Raw genomic sequence first — 18,702 nt, 5'->3', positions numbered from 1 at the left:
TTATTCCTTCATTGGAGTTGAACGTTCAGCTAACCAAGTGGTGAATGTCGGCCAAAACTCGATTGAACTGTTTTGACTAGACATTAAACCTAAGTGCCCGCCAGGTATAAGAGTAAACGTGACATCTTGACTATTTGTCAACTGGGTCAGCGGAAATGCTGACTCGGAAGTAACAAGTTGATCTGACTTTCCAGCACCCACCAGTAAAGAACAATCAATATTTTTTAGTTCAATGGTTTTATCTTGGAGTGTGATCGCGCCATTTTTTAAAGGATTTTGTAGCCAGACATTAAAAAGCATGTCTTGATTCACACCACCCGGATAATCAATCATATTGTTTAAGAAGTGACTCAGCGTTGCATCTTCTTGGACTAATTTAAGATTATCCAGATTTTTTAATAATTGAATATTGCCATCGATCCAACCTTTGGGATCAAGTAACTTAAATCCGAGTGAATTTAGGAAACCCGGTGAATGAATCATCAATTTAGGGAGTCGATTGTAGACATAGTCCTTGATTGTGGCATTACGAGTGGTGATCGATGCCAAGGTTTTATACAGTTTGCCAATATAGCCTGAAGCATAACTGTCTATCGGACTGCCGAGAACAATTAAGTTTTTCACCACACTTGGTTGATGCTGCGCGGTATAAAGCGTGACGAATACTCCCGCCATACTCCATCCATGTAAAGAGATTTTTTCTGAGTTTGAGTGTTGCTGAATCGCGTCGATACATTTAGGAATAAATTTATCAATAAAAGATAGGAAATCAACACGATAATTTTTATAGGTGAGCTTACCCCAGTCAATCAAATAAACATCAAATCCAGCTTCTTGAAAATGCTTGACCAAAGAGCGATAGGGATATAAGTCGTAAATATCCATATTAATCGCTAGAGGAGCAACAAATACAAGAGGTTCTTTAAAACGTTTGTTTTCTGAAGCGTAAAAGCGGACACGGGTTTGTTTAAACTGAGCAATCACTTGGTAGGGGGTAGATTGAGATAACACCAGTTTGTCTGCTTCAAATATGCGCATTGCGAGGTGTTTAAAATTTACTTTTCGTAGTTCCACAAGTGATTTCATCTTTTAAAGTCTCATCATGAGTCAAGATTGCGCGAAGTCTAAGCGATAATTTCATCTTATACCTTGACCTCAAATACCTTAGGCGATCAAAATGTTGGCATATATAGATAGGATTTGATAATCCCTTTATGAAAAAGCATTTTTATAAAGGGGGATTAGGACCATTGATCATAAGGCATATAAAACCATGAATCCAAGCGATGATTTAGAATATCAACTTGAAACACTCGCCATTCGTACGGGACATAATCGTACTTTTGAAGGTGAACATAGTGAGCCTATTTTTTTAACGTCATCGTTTGTTTGTGAAAGTGCGGCTGATGCTGCTGCTAAATTTTCTGGGCAAATTGCAGGAAATACCTATTCACGTTATACCAACCCAACTGTACAAGCTTTTGAAAAGCGTTTAGCCGTACTTGATGGTGCAGAGCGTGCGGTTGCAACTAGTTCAGGCATGGCGGCTGTACATGCAATCTGTATGGCGTATCTGAAAGCAGGCGATCATGTGATTTGTTCACGTGCTGTTTTTGGTTCAATCATTGCCTTGTTTGAAAAATATGTCGCTAAATTTGCGGTTGAAGTGACTTTTGTCGATCTAGGCGATCTTGATGGCTGGAAACAGGCGATTCGACCAAATACACGTTTACTGTTTATTGAAACGCCGTCTAATCCATTGGCTCAAGTGGGTGATATGCAAGCCATCGCTGATATTGCCCATGCGCATGGTGCATTATTTGCGGTTGATAACTGTTTCTGCACACCAGTTTTACAACAACCGATTAAGTTTGGTGCTGATTTGATTGTATATTCAGCAACTAAATATATTGATGGCCAAGGTCGAGCTTTAGGCGGTGCAGTGGTGGGAAAACATGATTTACTTGAAGAAGTAAATGGTGTTATTCGTACTTTAGGCAATTCAATGAGCCCGTTTAATGCGTGGATTTTCCTTAAAGGTTTAGAAACACTCAGTATTCGTATGAAAGCACATTGTGAAAGTGCCCAAAAGCTTTCTGAATGGTTACACCAACATGATAAAGTTGAAAAAGTATACTATGCGGGTTTACCTGATCATCCGGGTCATGAACTTGCGAAAAGACAGCAAAAAGGTTTTGGTGGAGTCGTATCATTTGTTGTGAGAGGTGAACGCCAAGGTGCTTGGACTGTGATTGATAATACTCGGTTTTTATCTATTACCAGTAATTTGGGTGATGTAAAGTCGACAATCACGCATCCAGCAACGACCTCGCATGGTAGAATGTCGGCTGAGGCCAAACAAGCTGCAGGAATTGAAGAAGGTTTAATTCGTGTTTCTGTAGGCTTAGAAGATATTGATGATATTATTCGCGATATATCACGTGGTTTAGATTTAATTTAACGAGAGAGACTTATGAACATTAATATGCTCATGCAGCAAGCTCAACGCATGCAAAAAGACATGGAAGTGAATCTTAAAAAAGCGAAAGAAGAGCTTGCAAATACCGAGGTTCATGCTGAAGCGGGTGGTGGCTTGGTTAAAGTGACCATGACTTGCCGTAATGTCGTTAAGCGTATCGAAATCAGTCCAGAACTGTTGCAAGACGAAGCTGATATTATCGAAGATTTGATTGTTGTTGCAATCAATGATGCAGCGCGTCAAGTTGAAGCTATTTCTGAACAGAAGCTACAAGGCGCAAATACAGGCATGGGTTTACCACCAGGCTTATCAGGTTTGTTCTAATTTAAATTTAATCCTTCCTCTAAGCTCCCTTTGTCATAAAGGGAGCTTTCCCTTAAATGGCAATAATTGATTTTTGGGATTTCTCCATGCGATGCAACTCAAGCATTGTAAGAATGAGAGAGGAGGAATTTCCTAAGAAGTATCAATTTTTATGTTTAGCGAACGATTTGAACAGTTGGTTCATGCATTACGTATTTTGCCGAGTGTTGGTCCGAAATCAGCCCAACGTATGGCATTACATTTATTAATGAAAAATCGTGAAGGTGCATTTGCTTTATCTTATGCTTTGCATGAAGCATCCAGTCATATTCATGAATGTCATATTTGCCATTCTTTAACTGAAAATGAAATCTGTGATATTTGTGCTTCAGTTGAACGAGACGAGCAACTGTTATGTGTGGTTGAATCCCCAGCAGATGTGATGGCAATCGAGCAAAGTGGTAGTTTTCGGGGTAAGTATCATGTATTGGGCGGGCATTTGTCGCCTTTAGATGGTATTGGTCCAGAAGAAATCGGTATTCCATATCTGATCCAACGGTTAAGCGAAGGCAAAATCCAAGAAGTGATTTTGGCCACCAACGCAACGGTTGAAGGTCAGGCTACTGCACATTATTTGGTAGAAGCAACCAAACACTTACCACTTCATATGACTCGGATCGCACAAGGCGTACCACAAGGTGGCGAGTTAGAATATGTGGATAGTCATACTTTGAGTCAGGCAGTACATAATCGGATGCGGATGAAATAGCATATTCATGCTATTTTCTTATATTTATTTTAAATTCATGTTGTTAATTTAAACAAATAATTAACTTTTACATTTTGTCTAACATTATTCTAGATCTATTTGCTGGAATTTATGGCACTATTGGCGAGCGAAAAGGATTTTCGTTTTTTGATTAAAGGGAATAGGAGTAATTTCATGTTGTGTATGTGGAATACTGATTAATTTTTTACATTTAATCTCGCATGTACGATGACTGTATTTTAACAGTTTAGTCGCCAATGGTTCTTTTATTATTGTATTTGAGCAAATATGTTTCAATTTATCCAACAGCAAAACGATTTAGCTGTTCTCCTCTCCCAAATGGAACAATGTTCCACCTATGCACTTGATACTGAGTTTATTAAGGTCGATACCTTGTATCCAAAACTTGGAGTCTGCCAAATCAATCTAAATGGACATGTTTCCTTATTGGATGGGGCAGCACTGGACTTATCGCATTTTTGGCAAAAAGTATTTAACGCACAACAAAATATTTTTCATGCGTGTAGTGAAGATATTGATCTGATCTATCACTATGCTGATCAGAAACCTTTAAAGAATATTTTTGATACCCAAGTGGCAATGGCATTTCTTGGACATGGGCTTCAAGTGAGTTATCAGAATGCGCTCAAGACGTGCTTAAATATTGATATAGAAAAAGATCAAACACGCTCAGATTGGTTAGCTCGACCGCTCACTGAAAAGCAGATGTGTTATGCAGCCAACGATGTACTGTATTTGGTAAAGCTTGCAGATGCTTTAAAAAATGATCTACAACGTAAAGGTCAGTACCAATATGTTCTAGAGGATTGTCAAAACTTAACCAAAGAAATTGCAATGGAAACACCGCTTCCTGAGCTTTATACCAATATTGGTAATTATCGTCATACACGCCGTGAGTTGATGCAGCTACAACAATTAAGTATTTGGCGAGATCAAATTACCAAAGCAATGAACCAGCCACGCAGTTTCATTCTGAAAAACACCACCATGTTGGATTTGGTAGAAAAGAACCCACATAATAATTTTCAACTGGCTCAGATTAAAGAAATACGACCGAATGTAGTGCGTGAGCATGGTCGAACGATTTTAGATCTATTGAAGTTTTTACCGCCAGAAGATGATTGGCCATTAAAAATGGCTCGACCAGTAAAAAGTAACTCTAAAGAAGTCGCGCCTAAAGTAGATGCGCTGATAGATGATATTGTTATGCAAACAGGAATACCAAAAGAAGTCTTGCTGCGTAAAAAATGGCTGAATGCCATTTATGAGCATGTGGTTTTTCATTTGCCTGAGCAAGAGTTACCAAGCTATTTACTTGGGTGGCGTTATGATGTTCTCACAGAACCATTGATTGCATTGTTGCAACAGGACACTGAATATTTAGCCACACAAATGAAAATTTCTAGATAAACAAGGTAGTCAAAAAATCGACTGTTGCGTTAACATTCATTAATGTACCTGTGTTTTTTTTCATGTATGCTGTTTATGGTCTGTTGAGATGATATCTAGACCAATAGCCCCTAAGATTGTTAAGAGTTGTGAGTAAACATGCACTGCGATATTTATAGATCGAGCAAAAAAGACGAAATGTATATGTATATTGCTCGTCCAAATCATTCTGATGACAAGGAACTCGAAAATCCATTTGAAGGTGTTCCTGAAACAGTTCTACAAGCATTTGGTAAAGCAACTTTTGTGATGCATTTAGAACTTCATCCTGAACGTAAACTTGCACGTGTAAATGTGCTTCATGTTTTAGACTCATTACAGACCAAAGGCTTTTTTATGCAGATGCCGCCTGAGGGATTAATCAATCCAAATGCGGTAGAACCAGAGGGTTTGCGTGGTGCTTGAAACTTTAACTGCAATATGGGCAAACATTCTTTCAGTACTTGATCAATTTCCTGAAGAGAATGTTGCAATCATTGTATATGTTACGGGAACACTCATTGCATTGTGGTGCTGGTATCGTTTGATGACACGCTTACCAACCCCAATTGGTGGAATCTTGTGGATTGTTGCCTTTGCGATTCTTGCAACACCTACGATTTCAGAAGGTCCTAATTCAGCATTAGCACCTGCCATTTTTGGTTTGATTTTTGGTGTGCTCACCAAAGAACATGTTTTAATCTGGTCGAACTTATCATTGATTTTATTCGTCATTGGTACTGGTCTATTGATTGGCTTTTGCTGGTCAAAATACACGGCAAATAAAACTGCACGTTCAGTTTAGATATACATCCACACATTGTTAAAGATAGAAAAATAAGGTTTTAAAAATGTCTGCTGATACACAACACTTCGCTGGTACAGATCAATATATTGCTACTGATAGCCTGAAACTTGCAGTCAAAGCTGCACGTGCGCTACAAAAACCGTTATTGGTAAAAGGCGAGCCGGGCACAGGTAAAACATTACTTGCTGAACAGGTTGCAGAAAGTCTGGGTTTAAAGCTCATTACTTGGCATATCAAATCAACGACCAAAGCGCAGCAAGGTTTGTATGAATATGATGCAGTGTCACGACTGCGTGATAGCCAGTTAGGTGATGATCGTGTCTACGACATTAAAAACTATATTAAACCGGGTAAATTGTGGGAAGCGTTTACCAGTGAAGAACGTTGTGTGTTGTTGATTGATGAAATCGACAAAGCAGATATCGAATTCCCAAATGATTTATTGCATGAACTCGATAAAATGTCGTTTTATGTATATGAAACAGGTGAGACGGTCACCGCGATACAGCGTCCGATCGTGATTATTACTTCGAATAATGAGAAAGAATTGCCTGATGCATTCTTGCGCCGTTGTTTCTTCCATTATATTGAATTCCCTGATGAAGCAACGATGCGTGACATTATCGCGGTTCATTTTCCAAGTATCTCAAATACCTTGGTCAGTGAGGCTTTGCAAGTCTTCTTTAAGTTACGTCAAGTACCAAACCTAAAGAAACCGCCGTCAACCTCAGAACTTATTGATTGGTTAAGTCTATTAATGGCAGATGATATGCCTGAAGATGTATTACGTAATCATGATAAATCTAAAGCGATTCCTCCGCTTTATGGTGCTTTGATTAAAAATGAACAAGATGTACAACTCCTTGAACGTTTAGCCTTTATGTCACGCCGTTAAGAGTGTTTTTCAATGTTTGTTCGATTGTTTTACACCTTACGCAAATATGGGGTGCCAGTCACAACGCGTGAACTGATTGATCTCAATCAGGCGGTTGCATCAGGACTTGTGTTTGCTGATCAAGAACAGTTCTATCAACTGGCTAAAACAGTTTTAGTTAAAGATGAACGCTTCTTTGATAAGTTTGATCGTGCCATGAAAGACTATTTCGATGGCATTGAAACTTTCGATCTAGATGAATTGCTTAAACAAGTTCATAAGCTGCCCAAAGATTGGTTTGATCTGGAGCTATTAGAGAAGCATCTGACTCCTGAACAACGAGCCGAACTACAAAAAGCAGGTTCCCTTGAAGAGCTGATGAAGATGTTGGAAGAACGTCTACGTGAGCAACATAAGAAGCACCAAGGCGGTAATCGCATGGTGGGCACAGGTGGAACTTCACCTTTTGGTGCTTTTGGTGATCATCCTGAAGGTGTGCGTATCGGTGGACCGGGTCGTAAACGTTCAGCGGTAAAAGTGTGGGAACAACGTAAGTACCAAAATCTAGATGATGATCAAGTCTTGGGTACACGCCAAATGCAAATCGCCTTGCGCCGTTTACGCAAGTTTGCGCGTCAAGGTGCTGCTGAAGAGCTGGATGTTGATGGTACGATTCGCGAAACAGCAAAGCAGGGCATTTTAGATGTACAGCTTGTTCCTGAACGTCGTAATCGTATCAAAGTACTGATGTTATTTGATGTCGGTGGTTCAATGGATGCTCATATTGCTGAATGTGAAAAACTGTTTAGTGCTGCGAAGTCCGAATTCAAAACCTTAGAATATTTTTATTTCCATAACTGTCTATATGATTATGTTTGGAAAGATAATCATCGGCGTAGCTCAACACGGATAAATACGTGGGATCTATTTCATACCTATGGGCGTGACTATCGTGTCATCGTTGTGGGTGATGCGAGTATGGCACCATATGAGTTAAAGTCTGCTGGTGGCTCTGTCGAATACATGAATGAAGAAGCTGGTGAAGTCTGGTTAAGACGATTACGCCAACACTTTGACAAAACCGCTTGGCTCAATCCTGAATTGGAAGGTTATTGGCATTACACCCAAACGATTCAATGGATTAAAGAAACTTTTGAAGATCATATGTATCCAATGACTTTGAAAGGTATCGAAGATCTGACGAGATATTTGTCACGTTAAAAATTTAAATAAATACGATATAAAACCGTTTCTTTGATTTGAAGCGGTTTTTTCTTGTTAAATAAGCCTCAAGCGGGTTAGAAACTTGTTAAAGCGTTGCTTTGCTTTTCTTGGCTCAGGTAAAATAAACCGTTTTGCAATTAGCACTTTTGGAGACGCCTAAGTGGAGCGACCTACAATCAGCCCTGAACATTTACAAGAAGCGGCTGAAAATCTAGTAACCATTCGAGATTTTATTCGTTTTGGTGTAACTGCACTTCGTCAATACGACGCACACTTAGGACAAGGTACAGAAGATTATTTTGCAGAAAGCGCTGCACTGGTTTTGCAAACACTCTCACTTGAGTGGAAAGCTGACCCAGAGATTTTAGATGCTAAGTTATTGCCAAGTGAAAAAGCTGAATTCTTGAGCTTATTGGAACGCCGTGTCAATGATCGGATTCCAACGTCTTATTTATTAAATCTTGCTTATTTCTTTAATAAGCCATTTTATGTAGATGAGCGTGTACTTATTCCTCGTTCACCAATTGCAGAATTGATTGAACAACGTTTTGCACCTTACTGCTTAGATGAAAATGGACAGATGCTTGAGGCAATCAATAGTTTGCCTGAAAATAAGAATCCTAAAACACCACAACGTATTTTAGATATGTGTACAGGTTCTGGTTGTATCGCAATTGCACTAGCTTATGCATTCCCAGAGTCTGAAGTTGATGCAACTGATATTTCAAAAGAAGCATTGGAAGTCGCATCAATTAACGCTGAACATCATGATAAACAGTATCAAGTCGCTTTGCTTGAGTCTGATTTATTTGCAAAAATTCCTGCTGAAAACCAATATGACCTGATCATCAGCAATCCACCGTATGTGGATGCAGAAGATATGGCAGATTTACCAGAAGAATTCTTGCATGAGCCTGAACTCGCATTGGCTGCTGGTCAGGATGGCTTGGATTTAGTTCGTAAAATGTTAGCGCAAGCGGCTGATTATCTCACTGAAGATGGTCTAATCGTTATTGAAGTTGGAAACTCAGAATGGGCAATGCGTCAAAACTTCAACACAGTTGATTTTCATTGGCTAACGTTCAAAAAAGGCGGTTCTGGGATTTTTGCATTAACAGCTGAACAATGCCGTCGTTATAAAGACGTATTTCAGCAATCCGTTCAAAACTAAGGGGCAAAAGCATGGCAGGGAATAGTATTGGGCAACTCTTTCGAGTGACAACATGTGGTGAATCACACGGTGTTGGCTTAATGGCAATTGTCGATGGTGTGCCGCCAGGTCTTGAACTTTGTGAAGAAGATTTGCAAAAAGATTTAGATCGCCGTAAACCGGGCACATCTAAGTTCGCCACGCAACGTAAAGAGCCTGATCAAGTTGAAATTATTTCAGGTGTCTTCGAAGGTAAAACTACGGGCACACCGATTGGATTATTGATCCGTAATACAGATCAAAAATCTAAAGATTATGGCAATATTGCGCAAACTTTCCGCCCTGGTCATGCTGATTATACCTATACACAAAAATATGGCTTCCGTGACTATCGTGGCGGTGGCCGTTCAAGCGCACGTGAAACTGCAATGCGTGTTGCAGCGGGTGGGATTGCGAAAAAGTATCTATCTGAAAAGTTTGGTATCAATATTCGCGGACATGTGACTCAAATCGGTAATGAAGTTACAGAGAAACTAGATTGGGCTGAAGTTCCGAATAATCCATTTTTCTGTGGTGATGTCGATGCGGTTCCACGCTTTGAGCAACTGGTGACTTCTTTGCGTGAGCAAGGCACAAGCTGTGGTGCAAAGTTAGAGATCTTGGCTGAAAAAGTACCTGTGGGTTGGGGTGAGCCTGTATTCGATCGTTTGGATGCTGATATTGCCCATGCGATGATGAGCATCAACGCGGTAAAGGGTGTGGAAATTGGTGATGGTTTTGCTGTTGCAGGACAGTTTGGTCATGAGACGCGTGATGAATTGACCACAGATGGTTTTCTTGCAAATCATGCAGGTGGGATTTTGGGTGGGATTTCGAGTGGTCAAACCATCCGTGTCGCCATTGCACTAAAACCGACAGCAAGTATTACCACACCGGGTAAAACCATTAACATTGAGCGTGAAAACACAGATGTGTTAACCAAAGGTCGTCATGATCCTTGTGTTGGTGTGCGAGCAACACCAATCGCAGAAGCAATGTTAGCTATTGTTTTAATGGATCATTTTTTACGTCACCGCGCACAAAATGCGGATGTAGTACCACCATTTAAACCAATTGAAGCTTAATTCATAAATTCGAAGCCACGCACATATTAGTTATGTGCGTGGCTTTTATCGTTTTAGGTGATGCTTAAACAATACGTTATAGCGCCTCAGAAATCATGTTTTCTGAAGCAGAGATATGATACTGATTTCGGCCATTACTCTTTGCAGTATATAAAGCATGATCCGCCTGAGCAATAAACCCTGACAGGCTATCATTTATATTAGGTGTCATGGTTGTCACACCGACACTAATGGTAACGTACTTAGAAACAGGACTTTTAGGATGGTTAATATTTATATTACGTACCACCTCCATCAGTCTCTTGACTTGTATCAATGCCTGTTCTTGGTCAGTCATTGAAAACAGGAGTAAAAACTCTTCTCCGCCATAGCGTGCGGCCAGATCGCCACTTCTTGAGGTGAGCGAACCTAGTGATATCGCAATACGTCTTAAACATTGATCGCCTTGTATATGCCCCAAGGTATCGTTGTATGGTTTGAAGAAATCAATATCAATCATCATGATGGTGATTGGCATTTCATGGCGCATTGCGCGTTTCCATTCATTTTCAAGCACTTCATCTAAATAGCGACGATTTGCTAAACCCGTTAGAGCATCCTGTTGCGATAGAATAGATAGCTGTTGTGCTTGACGCATCAGCTCTAATCGATTTAATTCGATCATACAATTTTGTAAATAATTCTCTCGATGTTGGCGATCAGTGGCATAGGCGAGGGCCATACCTAAGAAACTGCTAAACGTATATGTCCTATTTAGAAAAGTCCAATCTATTGAACCATTTAACCATGTACTGGCAGCAACACCCACAAGACCGCCACACCAACCCGCAATGATCGCTGTGTAGAAACGCATCCCCACAAAACCATAGATAATGACCACTGCATACATCATAGCAGCATGAAATAATACGTTGTGTTGGCCTTGTTCCAATACGTTGATCAAAGTAAATGTAATGGCAACAGCACCTGTTGAACCTATACAGACGTAATGATCGAACCACCGATTCATAACTGGAAGAAAGGAAAGTAACCATGCGAATAGGATAATAATACCCACCCACCCATAGTAGGCAATCCATTCAAGTCGCATGTCAGGTGGTAATACTTGATAAATACCGAAACTAAGAAAAAGGTACAGACCTAGAATGATGGGACCACGGTAACGAAACTCGTGTGCAGCCTCATTTCTATACTGATCTCGATAGATCGCTTCTAATTCTTTAGGAAACCAAACTAAATTTAGCCCGCGAGATATTAACAAGTCGATTTGTTCTTGTCCCAAGATATTGGAAGCTTTCAACTTCATTTTATCTCTCACCACTCCCAAAGATTTTTTATATAAGTCAGATATAGGTATTCTTTTTTACTACGTTACACTGAATTAAATAAAATGTGTATTAGATAATCAAAAAAACTCAATTTTTTGTCACAATGGCTTTTTTATGCTTAAAACTTACACTAATTCCGGGTTTTTAGAGTTTTTCAAGCAATCTAATAGAATGATTTCAATAAAAAAGATGATCGGTAAACAAAACAACTACAAATCGAAGAATGGTGATTGTATATTTAGGATATTAGGATACAATTTATAAAAAAGCAGCAATCATGGAATGTGATTGAGTCAAGTCATACGAAATAGGATGCATCGCAATGACTGCTATGAGTCAATATGGAACAAAACTGGAAATTACAGCTCATTCTGGGTGGTCACAAAAGTTCTGGGATGAACTTTTGCCTGCAAAAGAACGAGTTAGCAAACACCCTTTATTTTTAGATATGGCTAGTGGTTCATTAAGCCTTGAATGTTTTCGTTCAGCATTATTGAACTTTTATCCTTTAGTTGCTCATTTTCCCTCATATATGGCTGGAACCTTGGCCAAAGCCACATCGTTCTCACAGCATGGTGTCACAGAAACTCGTGATTGGCTGATTCAAAATATTAAAGTTGAAGAGCGCCATCTGAGTTGGTATCAGGATTGGGCAGGCGGTTTTGGGCTGACGGTTGAAATGTTAAATACGGTCAGACCACCCGCAGCGATGAATGCCGTCAATCATTTTTTATGGGATGTCAACTTTCGAGGTAGCTTAGCTGAAAGTATTGCGGCTACGAATCTGGCAATAGAATGGGCGACAGGGGATTGGAGCATACAAGTTTATAAAGGGGTGCAAAGTTACACCCAAAACCCAGAGGTCAATATCAATAAACGATCGCTGGCTTGGTTAAGAGCACACGCTCACTATGATGACTTGCATCCTTATGAAGCAATGGAACTGATAAAGAGACTTTGTGATAAAGATCCTGACCTACAGCGAAAAGCATTTTTAGCTGCTCAAGAAGGTTTGGCTTATTATGAACTTGCGTTAGATGAATGTTATAAGCTGCAACAGGCGCACAAGTAAGAATTTCACAAATATAGAGGCTGTGACTTTGCTTGGGGACTTAGTCACAGTCTCTATTCTCATTTTTAAGTAAGTGGATTCATTTTTTCATCAAAATTTTCTAAATGTGGAAATTCTAGCGCTTCTAAATCATCTAAATTTTTAATATAGTTTTCAAAATTCATTAAAATATTTTGTCTATCTTCATCGCTGATATACGGAACATGATAAGCCATAAATGGCGGTAAAACTTCAAAACCAACATAGGCGAGTGTGCCGCGTTGGATAGATGATAAATAATGTTCAATAGGACCATGTACTGTGTTCTCACCAAACATGTTGCTGCGGCCGCCTAAAGTCAAACAAAGCATCGCTTTTTTCCCAGTCATCCCGCCATGATTATAAAAACGCTTACCACCGTAAAAAAGACCAGAAACAAAAACGCGATCTATCCAACCTTTTAAAATGGCGGGAACAGAGGTCCAGTACAATGGAAAGCTAAATAGAATCAGGTCCGCACGTTTTACTTTTTCAATTTCGAGTTCAATATCTTTAGAAAATTGTTGTTGCTTCAACGCATGACGTTGCTCAAGTGCATAATTGAAATATTCTGGCTGATTAAGCTGCTCAAAATCATCTTTTGATGCTATTGGATTGAAATTCATTTCATATAAATCTGAAATCTCAATGGTATAACCTAATTGCTCAAAAGTTTGTTGGGCCGTATTCTTTAGCGCCGCAGTAAAAGAAAGTTTCTCAGGATGTGCATGAACAATCAAAACATTCATTGATCAATAACCTTAATATGTAAATTTTTAGATAGATCTACTATGCCTAAAAGCTAAAAAATGGCATAGTTCTTAAACCGCCAATATTTACCATTTTACGCCAAATTTAACATCTAAAAGGATGAATGATGAACCCTGAATTACCTGGTACATATGTCAATCTATTGGTAGATGTCGTTAAAAAGTGGAATATTTCTTCAGAACAGCTTTTGGCTGGCACAGGTATTTCCTCGCAAAAATTAAATGCTCCATTTTGGTATGTGGATTTCAACATTTTTAACTATTTATTAGAAAAAGCGGCATTACTTACAAAAGAGCCAGCAATAAGTTTATATCTTGCAAAAGAGATGAGCGTTTCTTGTTATGGGCATGTTGGAATTGCAGCAACAGCATCAGAAACTCTGGGGGATGCAATAGAGGTTTTAGAGCAATTTATTGGCTTACATTGTTCGGTGTTTAAGCCTAGGCTTAAAATCGATGAAGAAATGGCGTATCTATATTTTAATCAGCCTTTACAACAGTTTAGGCTTAATACGCATGGTATTACGTTCTTGGTTTTTGGATTTGCACAAATATTGGAAAATTTAGTTCAACACAAATTGGAAATCACTTTTAGATTTCAGCAAGATAAACCTGTTTTTTATAAAGTGCTTAGAAAGTTTAATGAATTAAATGTGAGTTTTGGTCATCAAAATGATTGTCTAATCCTAAAAAAGGATGTGCTCGGTTTAGCTCTGAAAACGGCAGATACACTAGTGGCTCGGTTAACTAAACAGCAATGTAAACAAGACGTTCAGAACTTAACTTTAAAAAGAAGAAGTAAAAATAACGTGACATCAGTAGTAAAGGAGCTACTTTATGATGAGTTTGAGGGCTTTTTATCTTTAAAACAGGTCGCAGAGAAACTTCATATTTCAGAAAGGACACTACAACGACAATTAACGAATGAACAGACGGCATTCCAAATTCTTGCTGCCGAAGTTCGTAGAAAGCATGCTGAGCATTTATTGAGACAACGTAAGTTATCAATTGAGCAGGTTTCTGAGCGTCTGGGATATGCAGATATTTCTCATTTTTCCCGTGCTTTTAAAAAATGGACAAACGTTACGCCTAAGTTTTATCGAGAAGTTGCTAAGGGTAATTTCTATTAAATATTTTAATCGATGTGAGTCGTAAGCAATGATCGCGTTGGGTTTATACCTAAATTACGTGGGTGGTTAACCAACATGAATAACGGAATAACTATTACAACGATAACTTAGTATTGATTAATAATGGTTCGGTGCGTATAATGTATATTATGTTAAATAGAATATCTAAGACTGTAGCCTACACAACACTGTTTGTAGCTACAGATCGTCAACGTGAATTTAGAAATAATAATTCACGTTGACGATTATCCTAATCATCTTGTATTGCCCAGACCATCTATAATCTCTTGATCATCGACATTGCTCTTAAGCTGTAATTTTCTATGTTAATTACGTTTAAATTCTAACCCTCTCATTTTTCACCTAGCTCAGGTTATAATTATGGTCTCCCAAAATATGGTTGATCTATTATGAACGCCTCCAATGACCCTCTACATGGCAAAAAACTTGCTGACATTTTGGACGAATTATTGGATTACTACGGTGGCTTTGAAGGCTTAAGTCGTAAAATTGAAATTAGATGTTTTTGCATAGATCCAAGTGTTAAGTCATCATTACGATTCTTACGTACAACACCATGGGCACGTGAAAAAGTAGAAAGCTTATATTTGTATGTCTTACGCCAAAAAGCTAAACAGAAATCGTAGCTATCAGAATCCTAGCCTCAGCATAAACTACACTTATTGAATAGCTACTGATTTTGTAGACACCTTTTAATTAGTGGTGGACTGCCACCACTCTCCTAGAAAAATTTAGTCTATTCTTAAGATCTTTTTAGTAGGGAAAATAGCATTAGAGGGAGCACATGTACCCTCTTAAATTTTAAAACTTATGATGCAGCAGTTCTTCGTATTTGATATTAAATAACCTTTTTTAGGATTTATTTTTTAGTTATGCGAAAGTTGTAATAGTCAAATTAAAATAATATTCATATTGTTTATATATGAATAAAATAATTTAAAGTTAAATCATACTACTATTTCTACTACAAAAAATTAAATAAATAAAATGCCGTACAGCAAGTGTTGAATGAGACATTCACCGCTAGTTAATTTATTGTACGACATAAGAATAAATATCTGTTCAACAGTTTTATTTTTTAGTTTCCACGATAGGTTGAATAACCATAAGGGCTGAGTAACAACGGAATATGATAATGTTTAATCGTTCCATCCACTTTAAAGATCACAGGAACTTCTGGAAAAAAGGTCTGCTGCTTCTGTTGATTGAACCAAGCCTCGGTTTTAAAGGTCACTTTGTAAACTCCTTTTTCTAACGCTTTGTTCTCAGGATATAGCGCAGTAATCCGCCCATTTTCACCCGTAAGTTTCTGATTCAGCTTAATCCACTGATCACCAAAGCTTTTCTCAAGAACAACTTCAACATTTGCTGAAGGTAAACCATTTTCTAAATTAAGAACATGGACACTCAATGGATTCTGTTCAGCAAATGCCGCTGAGCCGAGCAAGATAAGTGAACAAGGTAAGATTTTCTTTAACATCATAAACTCCTTAAAGATTTTTTAATATTTGAATGGCTGATGTAGCACAGTAATCATCATTTTTAGCACCGCCTGCTCCAGCAACGCCAATCGCTCCGACCACTTGATTCTGGTATCGAATAGGTAATCCGCCGCCCAATAACAGCAGCTTAGATACAGTGGTTAAATTTTTTGCATCAGAATTGCTATTTGCTGTTTGACTCAAAGCTAAGGTTGCTGTTTTTGTTGATAATGCAGTAAATGCTTTTTGCTCAGCAGCAACTAAATTGTGTGGACCGACGGACTCATGGCGTTGTGCATAAAGTGTATTACCACCTTGATCGACGACTGCGACTGCAATATTTTGCTTGATATCTTTGCATACACGCTCAGCTTCACTGGCTAATACTTTGGCGGTTTGAAGATCCAATGAATAAACTTGCTTCAACTCCACAGAGTGTGCAACAGTGCTACTGAACAGTAATGTTAAACCAAGAATTTTAAGCTTATTCATATTGATTCCTGCCTGATATGATTTGAAAATCTTAAACAAATCCATTCCTCCCCAGCATGACAATCACATTACAAAATTGTCATGTTCACAAAGAGTCTGAACAAAATGTGTATTCTGATTATCGAAGATGAAACGAAGATCGCGTCTTATTTAGTAAAAGGCTTAATTGAGTCAGGTTATGCTGCGGAGTGCGTCCATTCAGGACTAGAAGGTTTGGAAAGATTAAAAATGAAATCCTATTCTTTGGTGATTTTAGATGTAATGTTGCCTGATCTTGATGGTTGGGATGTGTTGAAAATACTTCGCCAATTTTCAAAGGTTCCCGTGATCTTTTTAACTGCAAAAGATCAGATTTTAGATCGTGTCAAAGGTTTAGAGCTGGGTGCAGATGATTATTTAGCAAAACCATTTTCCTATATCGAACTACTTGCTCGTATCAAAAGTCTTTTAAGACGCCAACAATATAATCAAGAAAATGAACTCTCGATTGCTTCATTAAAGATGGATTTAACACAACACAAAGTATGGCGAGAAGATTCATTAATCGACCTCAGCAAAAAGGAATTTAACCTACTTCGATTTATGCTTCTGCACCAAGATGAAATTATTACGCGCCGCCAAATTGCCTCAGAAGTTTGGAGTATTAATTTTGATACAGATACTAACTTTATTGATGTTGCTGTACGTCGCTTACGCAGCAAAATTGATGATGGACATGATTTAAAGTTAATTCATACGGTTCGGGGCTTAGGTTATAAGCTATCGGTTCAAACATGATGAATCATATCTTTCGCTCATTAGAATTGAGACTCACCCTACTGGTGACTTTTTGTAGTGCTCTAGTTTTATGCGTAGTGGCAATGATTAGTTATGTTGGGATCAATCAAATTTTAATTATCCAACAAGACCGTGCTCTGACGGATCGAATTGAACGACTCGAAATACTTCTACAAGATAGTGAAAATATCAATCAAATTGTTGCTCGCCCTAAGCTTTATCAAAATATGTTAGGCAACCAAGATAACTTGTTTATTTTAATGGATCACAAACAACGCCTGATTGATATTAATCCTTTAAATATTCCCCTTCCCAAATTGGCAACATCAAGTAGCATCCAATTTACTGATTTGACTCAGACCGAACACCCAACACGCTTGTCATGGAAAACGATCAACATCCATCAAAAGCCGTATGTGTTAATCGCTGGAAAGCAATGGTCTGAACGTCTCAATATTCTTGAGCCATTCCGTAATGGCTTATTGGTTTCAGTGAGCATCGGGATTGTAATGATTTTTATGTTGTCTGCTCTGGCTAGCCGTTTTGGATTAAGCACTTTAAAAAAACTACAACAACAAACTCAGGCAATCAATGTCCATCAATTGCAGCAAAGAATTCAGCTTGATCAAGCTCCATCAGAAATTGAACAACTGACAGCAGACATCAATACCATGCTGAACCGAATTGAAATCGGATACCAGCAACTCAATCGATTCTCAGAAGACATTGCGCATGAATTTCGTACTCCACTCAACAACCTGATTGGACAAACGGAAATCATGCTGATGGGTGAGCGTACAGATGAGCAATATAAAGAACTGCTGTATTCAAATTTAGAAGATTACCAACGTCTAAAACGTATGATTGATAGCATGCTGTTTCTTGCACGTGCAGATCGTCAGATGGTAATGTTAAATAAACAATGGGTGGATCTACCTAACTTGATTGAGACGATTTGTGACATCTTTGAGCATCAAGCCGAAGAACAAGCTTGCCAGTTTATTGTGCAATTAGAACAAATCCAAATATTGGCTGATCCTGAGTTATTACAACGAGCGCTTTATAATTTAATTTCGAATGCACTGACACATGGTGGTTTGCAACGTCAGATTTATATTGGCAGTCGAAAAAAACAGCAAGATAGCTCAAGTCCCGCAACTAGTTTATATGTGATCACAAGTGATACGAGCATTGCAGATGAGCATCTTGATTCTCTATTTGAGCGCTTTTATCAATGCACATCAAGTCGCCATCAAAGCAGTCAAACTGGAGGTCTTGGTTTATCCATCGTTGCCTCAATTATGGCCCTTCATCAAGGTGAATATTTGGCCTACAACACACCAGATGGAATTTGCTTTGAACTTATTTTTCCTGATTTTTCTGAAAGCTAGTTTTCACCAAACTATTTAAGATAATTAAAATAACTACTAAAT

General features: G+C 38.5%; 20 protein-coding genes. 15 read left to right on the top strand and 5 right to left on the bottom strand.

Annotated elements, in window-relative coordinates; genetic code table 11:
* Positions 1-1,086 (bottom strand): alpha/beta fold hydrolase, encoded by a 1,086-nt coding sequence (locus J2Y37_RS02830; protein WP_349031790.1) that lies wholly within the window; start codon positions 1,084-1,086, stop codon positions 1-3.
* 187 nt (positions 1,087-1,273) lie between these two features.
* Here J2Y37_RS02830 and J2Y37_RS02825 point away from each other — a divergent pair, with 187 nt between their 5' ends.
* From J2Y37_RS02825 to aroC, 10 genes are all read left to right on the top strand, one after another.
* Positions 1,274-2,461: an O-succinylhomoserine sulfhydrylase gene (locus tag J2Y37_RS02825; RefSeq protein ID WP_349031789.1), complete on the top strand. Its 1,188-nt coding sequence runs from the start codon at positions 1,274-1,276 to the stop codon at positions 2,459-2,461.
* A gap of 12 nt (positions 2,462-2,473) precedes the next feature.
* Positions 2,474-2,803 (top strand): YbaB/EbfC family nucleoid-associated protein, encoded by a 330-nt coding sequence (locus tag J2Y37_RS02820; protein ID WP_004671056.1) that lies wholly within the window; start codon positions 2,474-2,476, stop codon positions 2,801-2,803.
* A 151-nt stretch (positions 2,804-2,954) separates the two neighbouring features.
* Entirely contained in the window at positions 2,955-3,551 is a 597-nt protein-coding gene (recR, locus tag J2Y37_RS02815) for a recombination mediator RecR (RefSeq protein WP_004671058.1), read from the top strand.
* Between the two features lie 288 nt (positions 3,552-3,839).
* Positions 3,840-4,982, top strand: coding sequence for an HRDC domain-containing protein (locus J2Y37_RS02810; RefSeq protein ID WP_004671061.1), 1,143 nt, complete (start codon positions 3,840-3,842; stop codon positions 4,980-4,982).
* Positions 4,983-5,120: 138 nt separating this feature from the next.
* Positions 5,121-5,426 carry a YcgL domain-containing protein gene (locus J2Y37_RS02805; protein WP_005196992.1) on the top strand — a complete coding sequence of 102 codons (306 nt, stop codon included), beginning with the start codon at positions 5,121-5,123 and terminating at the stop codon, positions 5,424-5,426.
* Positions 5,419-5,805 carry a hypothetical protein gene (locus J2Y37_RS02800; RefSeq protein ID WP_034595024.1) on the top strand — a complete coding sequence of 129 codons (387 nt, stop codon included), beginning with the start codon at positions 5,419-5,421 and terminating at the stop codon, positions 5,803-5,805. The genes J2Y37_RS02805 and J2Y37_RS02800 overlap by 8 nt, the downstream gene beginning before the upstream one ends.
* A 46-nt stretch (positions 5,806-5,851) precedes the next feature.
* Positions 5,852-6,703, top strand: coding sequence for a MoxR family ATPase (locus J2Y37_RS02795; protein WP_005196988.1), 852 nt, complete (start codon positions 5,852-5,854; stop codon positions 6,701-6,703).
* Between the two features lie 12 nt (positions 6,704-6,715).
* Positions 6,716-7,903 (top strand): VWA domain-containing protein, encoded by a 1,188-nt coding sequence (locus tag J2Y37_RS02790; protein WP_349031788.1) that lies wholly within the window; start codon positions 6,716-6,718, stop codon positions 7,901-7,903.
* Between the two features lie 163 nt (positions 7,904-8,066).
* Positions 8,067-9,077, top strand: coding sequence for a 50S ribosomal protein L3 N(5)-glutamine methyltransferase (prmB, locus tag J2Y37_RS02785; protein ID WP_005196983.1), 1,011 nt, complete (start codon positions 8,067-8,069; stop codon positions 9,075-9,077).
* Positions 9,078-9,088: 11 nt separating this feature from the next.
* Complete coding sequence (gene aroC / locus J2Y37_RS02780; RefSeq protein WP_349031787.1) at positions 9,089-10,180, top strand: chorismate synthase; 1,092 nt, start codon at positions 9,089-9,091, stop codon at positions 10,178-10,180.
* 76 nt (positions 10,181-10,256) lie between these two features.
* Here the strand turns inward: aroC and J2Y37_RS02775 are convergent, their stop codons facing one another.
* On the bottom strand, positions 10,257-11,486 hold the full coding sequence (locus J2Y37_RS02775) for a GGDEF domain-containing protein (RefSeq protein WP_349031786.1): 1,230 nt from the start codon (positions 11,484-11,486) through the stop codon (positions 10,257-10,259).
* A gap of 344 nt (positions 11,487-11,830) precedes the next feature.
* Here J2Y37_RS02775 and J2Y37_RS02770 point away from each other — a divergent pair, with 344 nt between their 5' ends.
* On the top strand, positions 11,831-12,580 hold the full coding sequence (locus J2Y37_RS02770; protein WP_349031785.1) for an iron-containing redox enzyme family protein: 750 nt from the start codon (positions 11,831-11,833) through the stop codon (positions 12,578-12,580).
* Positions 12,581-12,645: 65 nt separating this feature from the next.
* On the opposite strand, the gene J2Y37_RS02765 is transcribed toward J2Y37_RS02770, so the two are convergent.
* Positions 12,646-13,347 carry an NAD(P)H-dependent oxidoreductase gene (locus J2Y37_RS02765; protein ID WP_349031784.1) on the bottom strand — a complete coding sequence of 234 codons (702 nt, stop codon included), beginning with the start codon at positions 13,345-13,347 and terminating at the stop codon, positions 12,646-12,648.
* Positions 13,348-13,472: 125 nt separating this feature from the next.
* On the opposite strand from J2Y37_RS02765, the gene J2Y37_RS02760 reads away from it, so the two are divergent.
* Together J2Y37_RS02760 and J2Y37_RS02755 are read left to right on the top strand one after the other, a co-directional pair.
* On the top strand, positions 13,473-14,498 hold the full coding sequence (locus tag J2Y37_RS02760) for a helix-turn-helix domain-containing protein (RefSeq protein ID WP_349031783.1): 1,026 nt from the start codon (positions 13,473-13,475) through the stop codon (positions 14,496-14,498).
* Between the two features lie 410 nt (positions 14,499-14,908).
* Positions 14,909-15,145 (top strand): VF530 family protein, encoded by a 237-nt coding sequence (locus tag J2Y37_RS02755; protein ID WP_003651786.1) that lies wholly within the window; start codon positions 14,909-14,911, stop codon positions 15,143-15,145.
* A gap of 452 nt (positions 15,146-15,597) precedes the next feature.
* Here J2Y37_RS02755 and uraH read toward each other — a convergent pair whose 3' ends face one another.
* Entirely contained in the window at positions 15,598-16,002 is a 405-nt protein-coding gene (gene uraH, locus J2Y37_RS02750) for a hydroxyisourate hydrolase (protein WP_349031782.1), read from the bottom strand.
* 7 nt (positions 16,003-16,009) lie between these two features.
* Positions 16,010-16,492: a heme-binding protein gene (locus J2Y37_RS02745; RefSeq protein WP_349031781.1), complete on the bottom strand. Its 483-nt coding sequence runs from the start codon at positions 16,490-16,492 to the stop codon at positions 16,010-16,012.
* Positions 16,493-16,597: 105 nt separating this feature from the next.
* Here J2Y37_RS02745 and J2Y37_RS02740 point away from each other — a divergent pair, with 105 nt between their 5' ends.
* Both J2Y37_RS02740 and J2Y37_RS02735 read left to right on the top strand, forming a co-directional pair.
* Positions 16,598-17,269: a heavy metal response regulator transcription factor gene (locus J2Y37_RS02740; protein ID WP_349031780.1), complete on the top strand. Its 672-nt coding sequence runs from the start codon at positions 16,598-16,600 to the stop codon at positions 17,267-17,269.
* Positions 17,266-18,660: a heavy metal sensor histidine kinase gene (locus tag J2Y37_RS02735; RefSeq protein WP_349031779.1), complete on the top strand. Its 1,395-nt coding sequence runs from the start codon at positions 17,266-17,268 to the stop codon at positions 18,658-18,660. The genes J2Y37_RS02740 and J2Y37_RS02735 overlap by 4 nt, the downstream gene beginning before the upstream one ends.
* The last annotated feature ends 42 nt before the right edge of the window (positions 18,661-18,702 follow it).

Source organism: Acinetobacter sp. 3657, assembly GCF_031456775.1.
In the GTDB taxonomy this organism is placed as follows: domain Bacteria; phylum Pseudomonadota; class Gammaproteobacteria; order Pseudomonadales; family Moraxellaceae; genus Acinetobacter.
Note: the sequence above shows the minus strand (reverse complement) of the source record. Positions and strands in the feature narration are given on the sequence as shown.

Coding starts and splice junctions, on each gene's coding strand:
- J2Y37_RS02745 (WP_349031781.1), bottom strand. CDS start 16,492: ATGAATAAGCTTAAAATTCTTGGTTTAACATTACTGTTCAGTAGCACT.
- J2Y37_RS02740 (WP_349031780.1), top strand. CDS start 16,598: ATGTGTATTCTGATTATCGAAGATGAAACGAAGATCGCGTCTTATTTA.
- J2Y37_RS02735 (WP_349031779.1), top strand. CDS start 17,266: ATGATGAATCATATCTTTCGCTCATTAGAATTGAGACTCACCCTACTG.
- J2Y37_RS02805 (WP_005196992.1), top strand. CDS start 5,121: ATGCACTGCGATATTTATAGATCGAGCAAAAAAGACGAAATGTATATG.
- uraH (WP_349031782.1), bottom strand. CDS start 16,002: ATGATGTTAAAGAAAATCTTACCTTGTTCACTTATCTTGCTCGGCTCA.
- J2Y37_RS02755 (WP_003651786.1), top strand. CDS start 14,909: ATGAACGCCTCCAATGACCCTCTACATGGCAAAAAACTTGCTGACATT.
- J2Y37_RS02820 (WP_004671056.1), top strand. CDS start 2,474: ATGAACATTAATATGCTCATGCAGCAAGCTCAACGCATGCAAAAAGAC.
- J2Y37_RS02830 (WP_349031790.1), bottom strand. CDS start 1,086: ATGAAATCACTTGTGGAACTACGAAAAGTAAATTTTAAACACCTCGCA.
- recR (WP_004671058.1), top strand. CDS start 2,955: ATGTTTAGCGAACGATTTGAACAGTTGGTTCATGCATTACGTATTTTG.
- J2Y37_RS02775 (WP_349031786.1), bottom strand. CDS start 11,486: ATGAAGTTGAAAGCTTCCAATATCTTGGGACAAGAACAAATCGACTTG.
- aroC (WP_349031787.1), top strand. CDS start 9,089: ATGGCAGGGAATAGTATTGGGCAACTCTTTCGAGTGACAACATGTGGT.
- J2Y37_RS02760 (WP_349031783.1), top strand. CDS start 13,473: ATGATGAACCCTGAATTACCTGGTACATATGTCAATCTATTGGTAGAT.
- J2Y37_RS02795 (WP_005196988.1), top strand. CDS start 5,852: ATGTCTGCTGATACACAACACTTCGCTGGTACAGATCAATATATTGCT.
- J2Y37_RS02765 (WP_349031784.1), bottom strand. CDS start 13,347: ATGAATGTTTTGATTGTTCATGCACATCCTGAGAAACTTTCTTTTACT.
- J2Y37_RS02825 (WP_349031789.1), top strand. CDS start 1,274: ATGAATCCAAGCGATGATTTAGAATATCAACTTGAAACACTCGCCATT.
- J2Y37_RS02770 (WP_349031785.1), top strand. CDS start 11,831: ATGACTGCTATGAGTCAATATGGAACAAAACTGGAAATTACAGCTCAT.
- J2Y37_RS02790 (WP_349031788.1), top strand. CDS start 6,716: ATGTTTGTTCGATTGTTTTACACCTTACGCAAATATGGGGTGCCAGTC.
- J2Y37_RS02810 (WP_004671061.1), top strand. CDS start 3,840: ATGTTTCAATTTATCCAACAGCAAAACGATTTAGCTGTTCTCCTCTCC.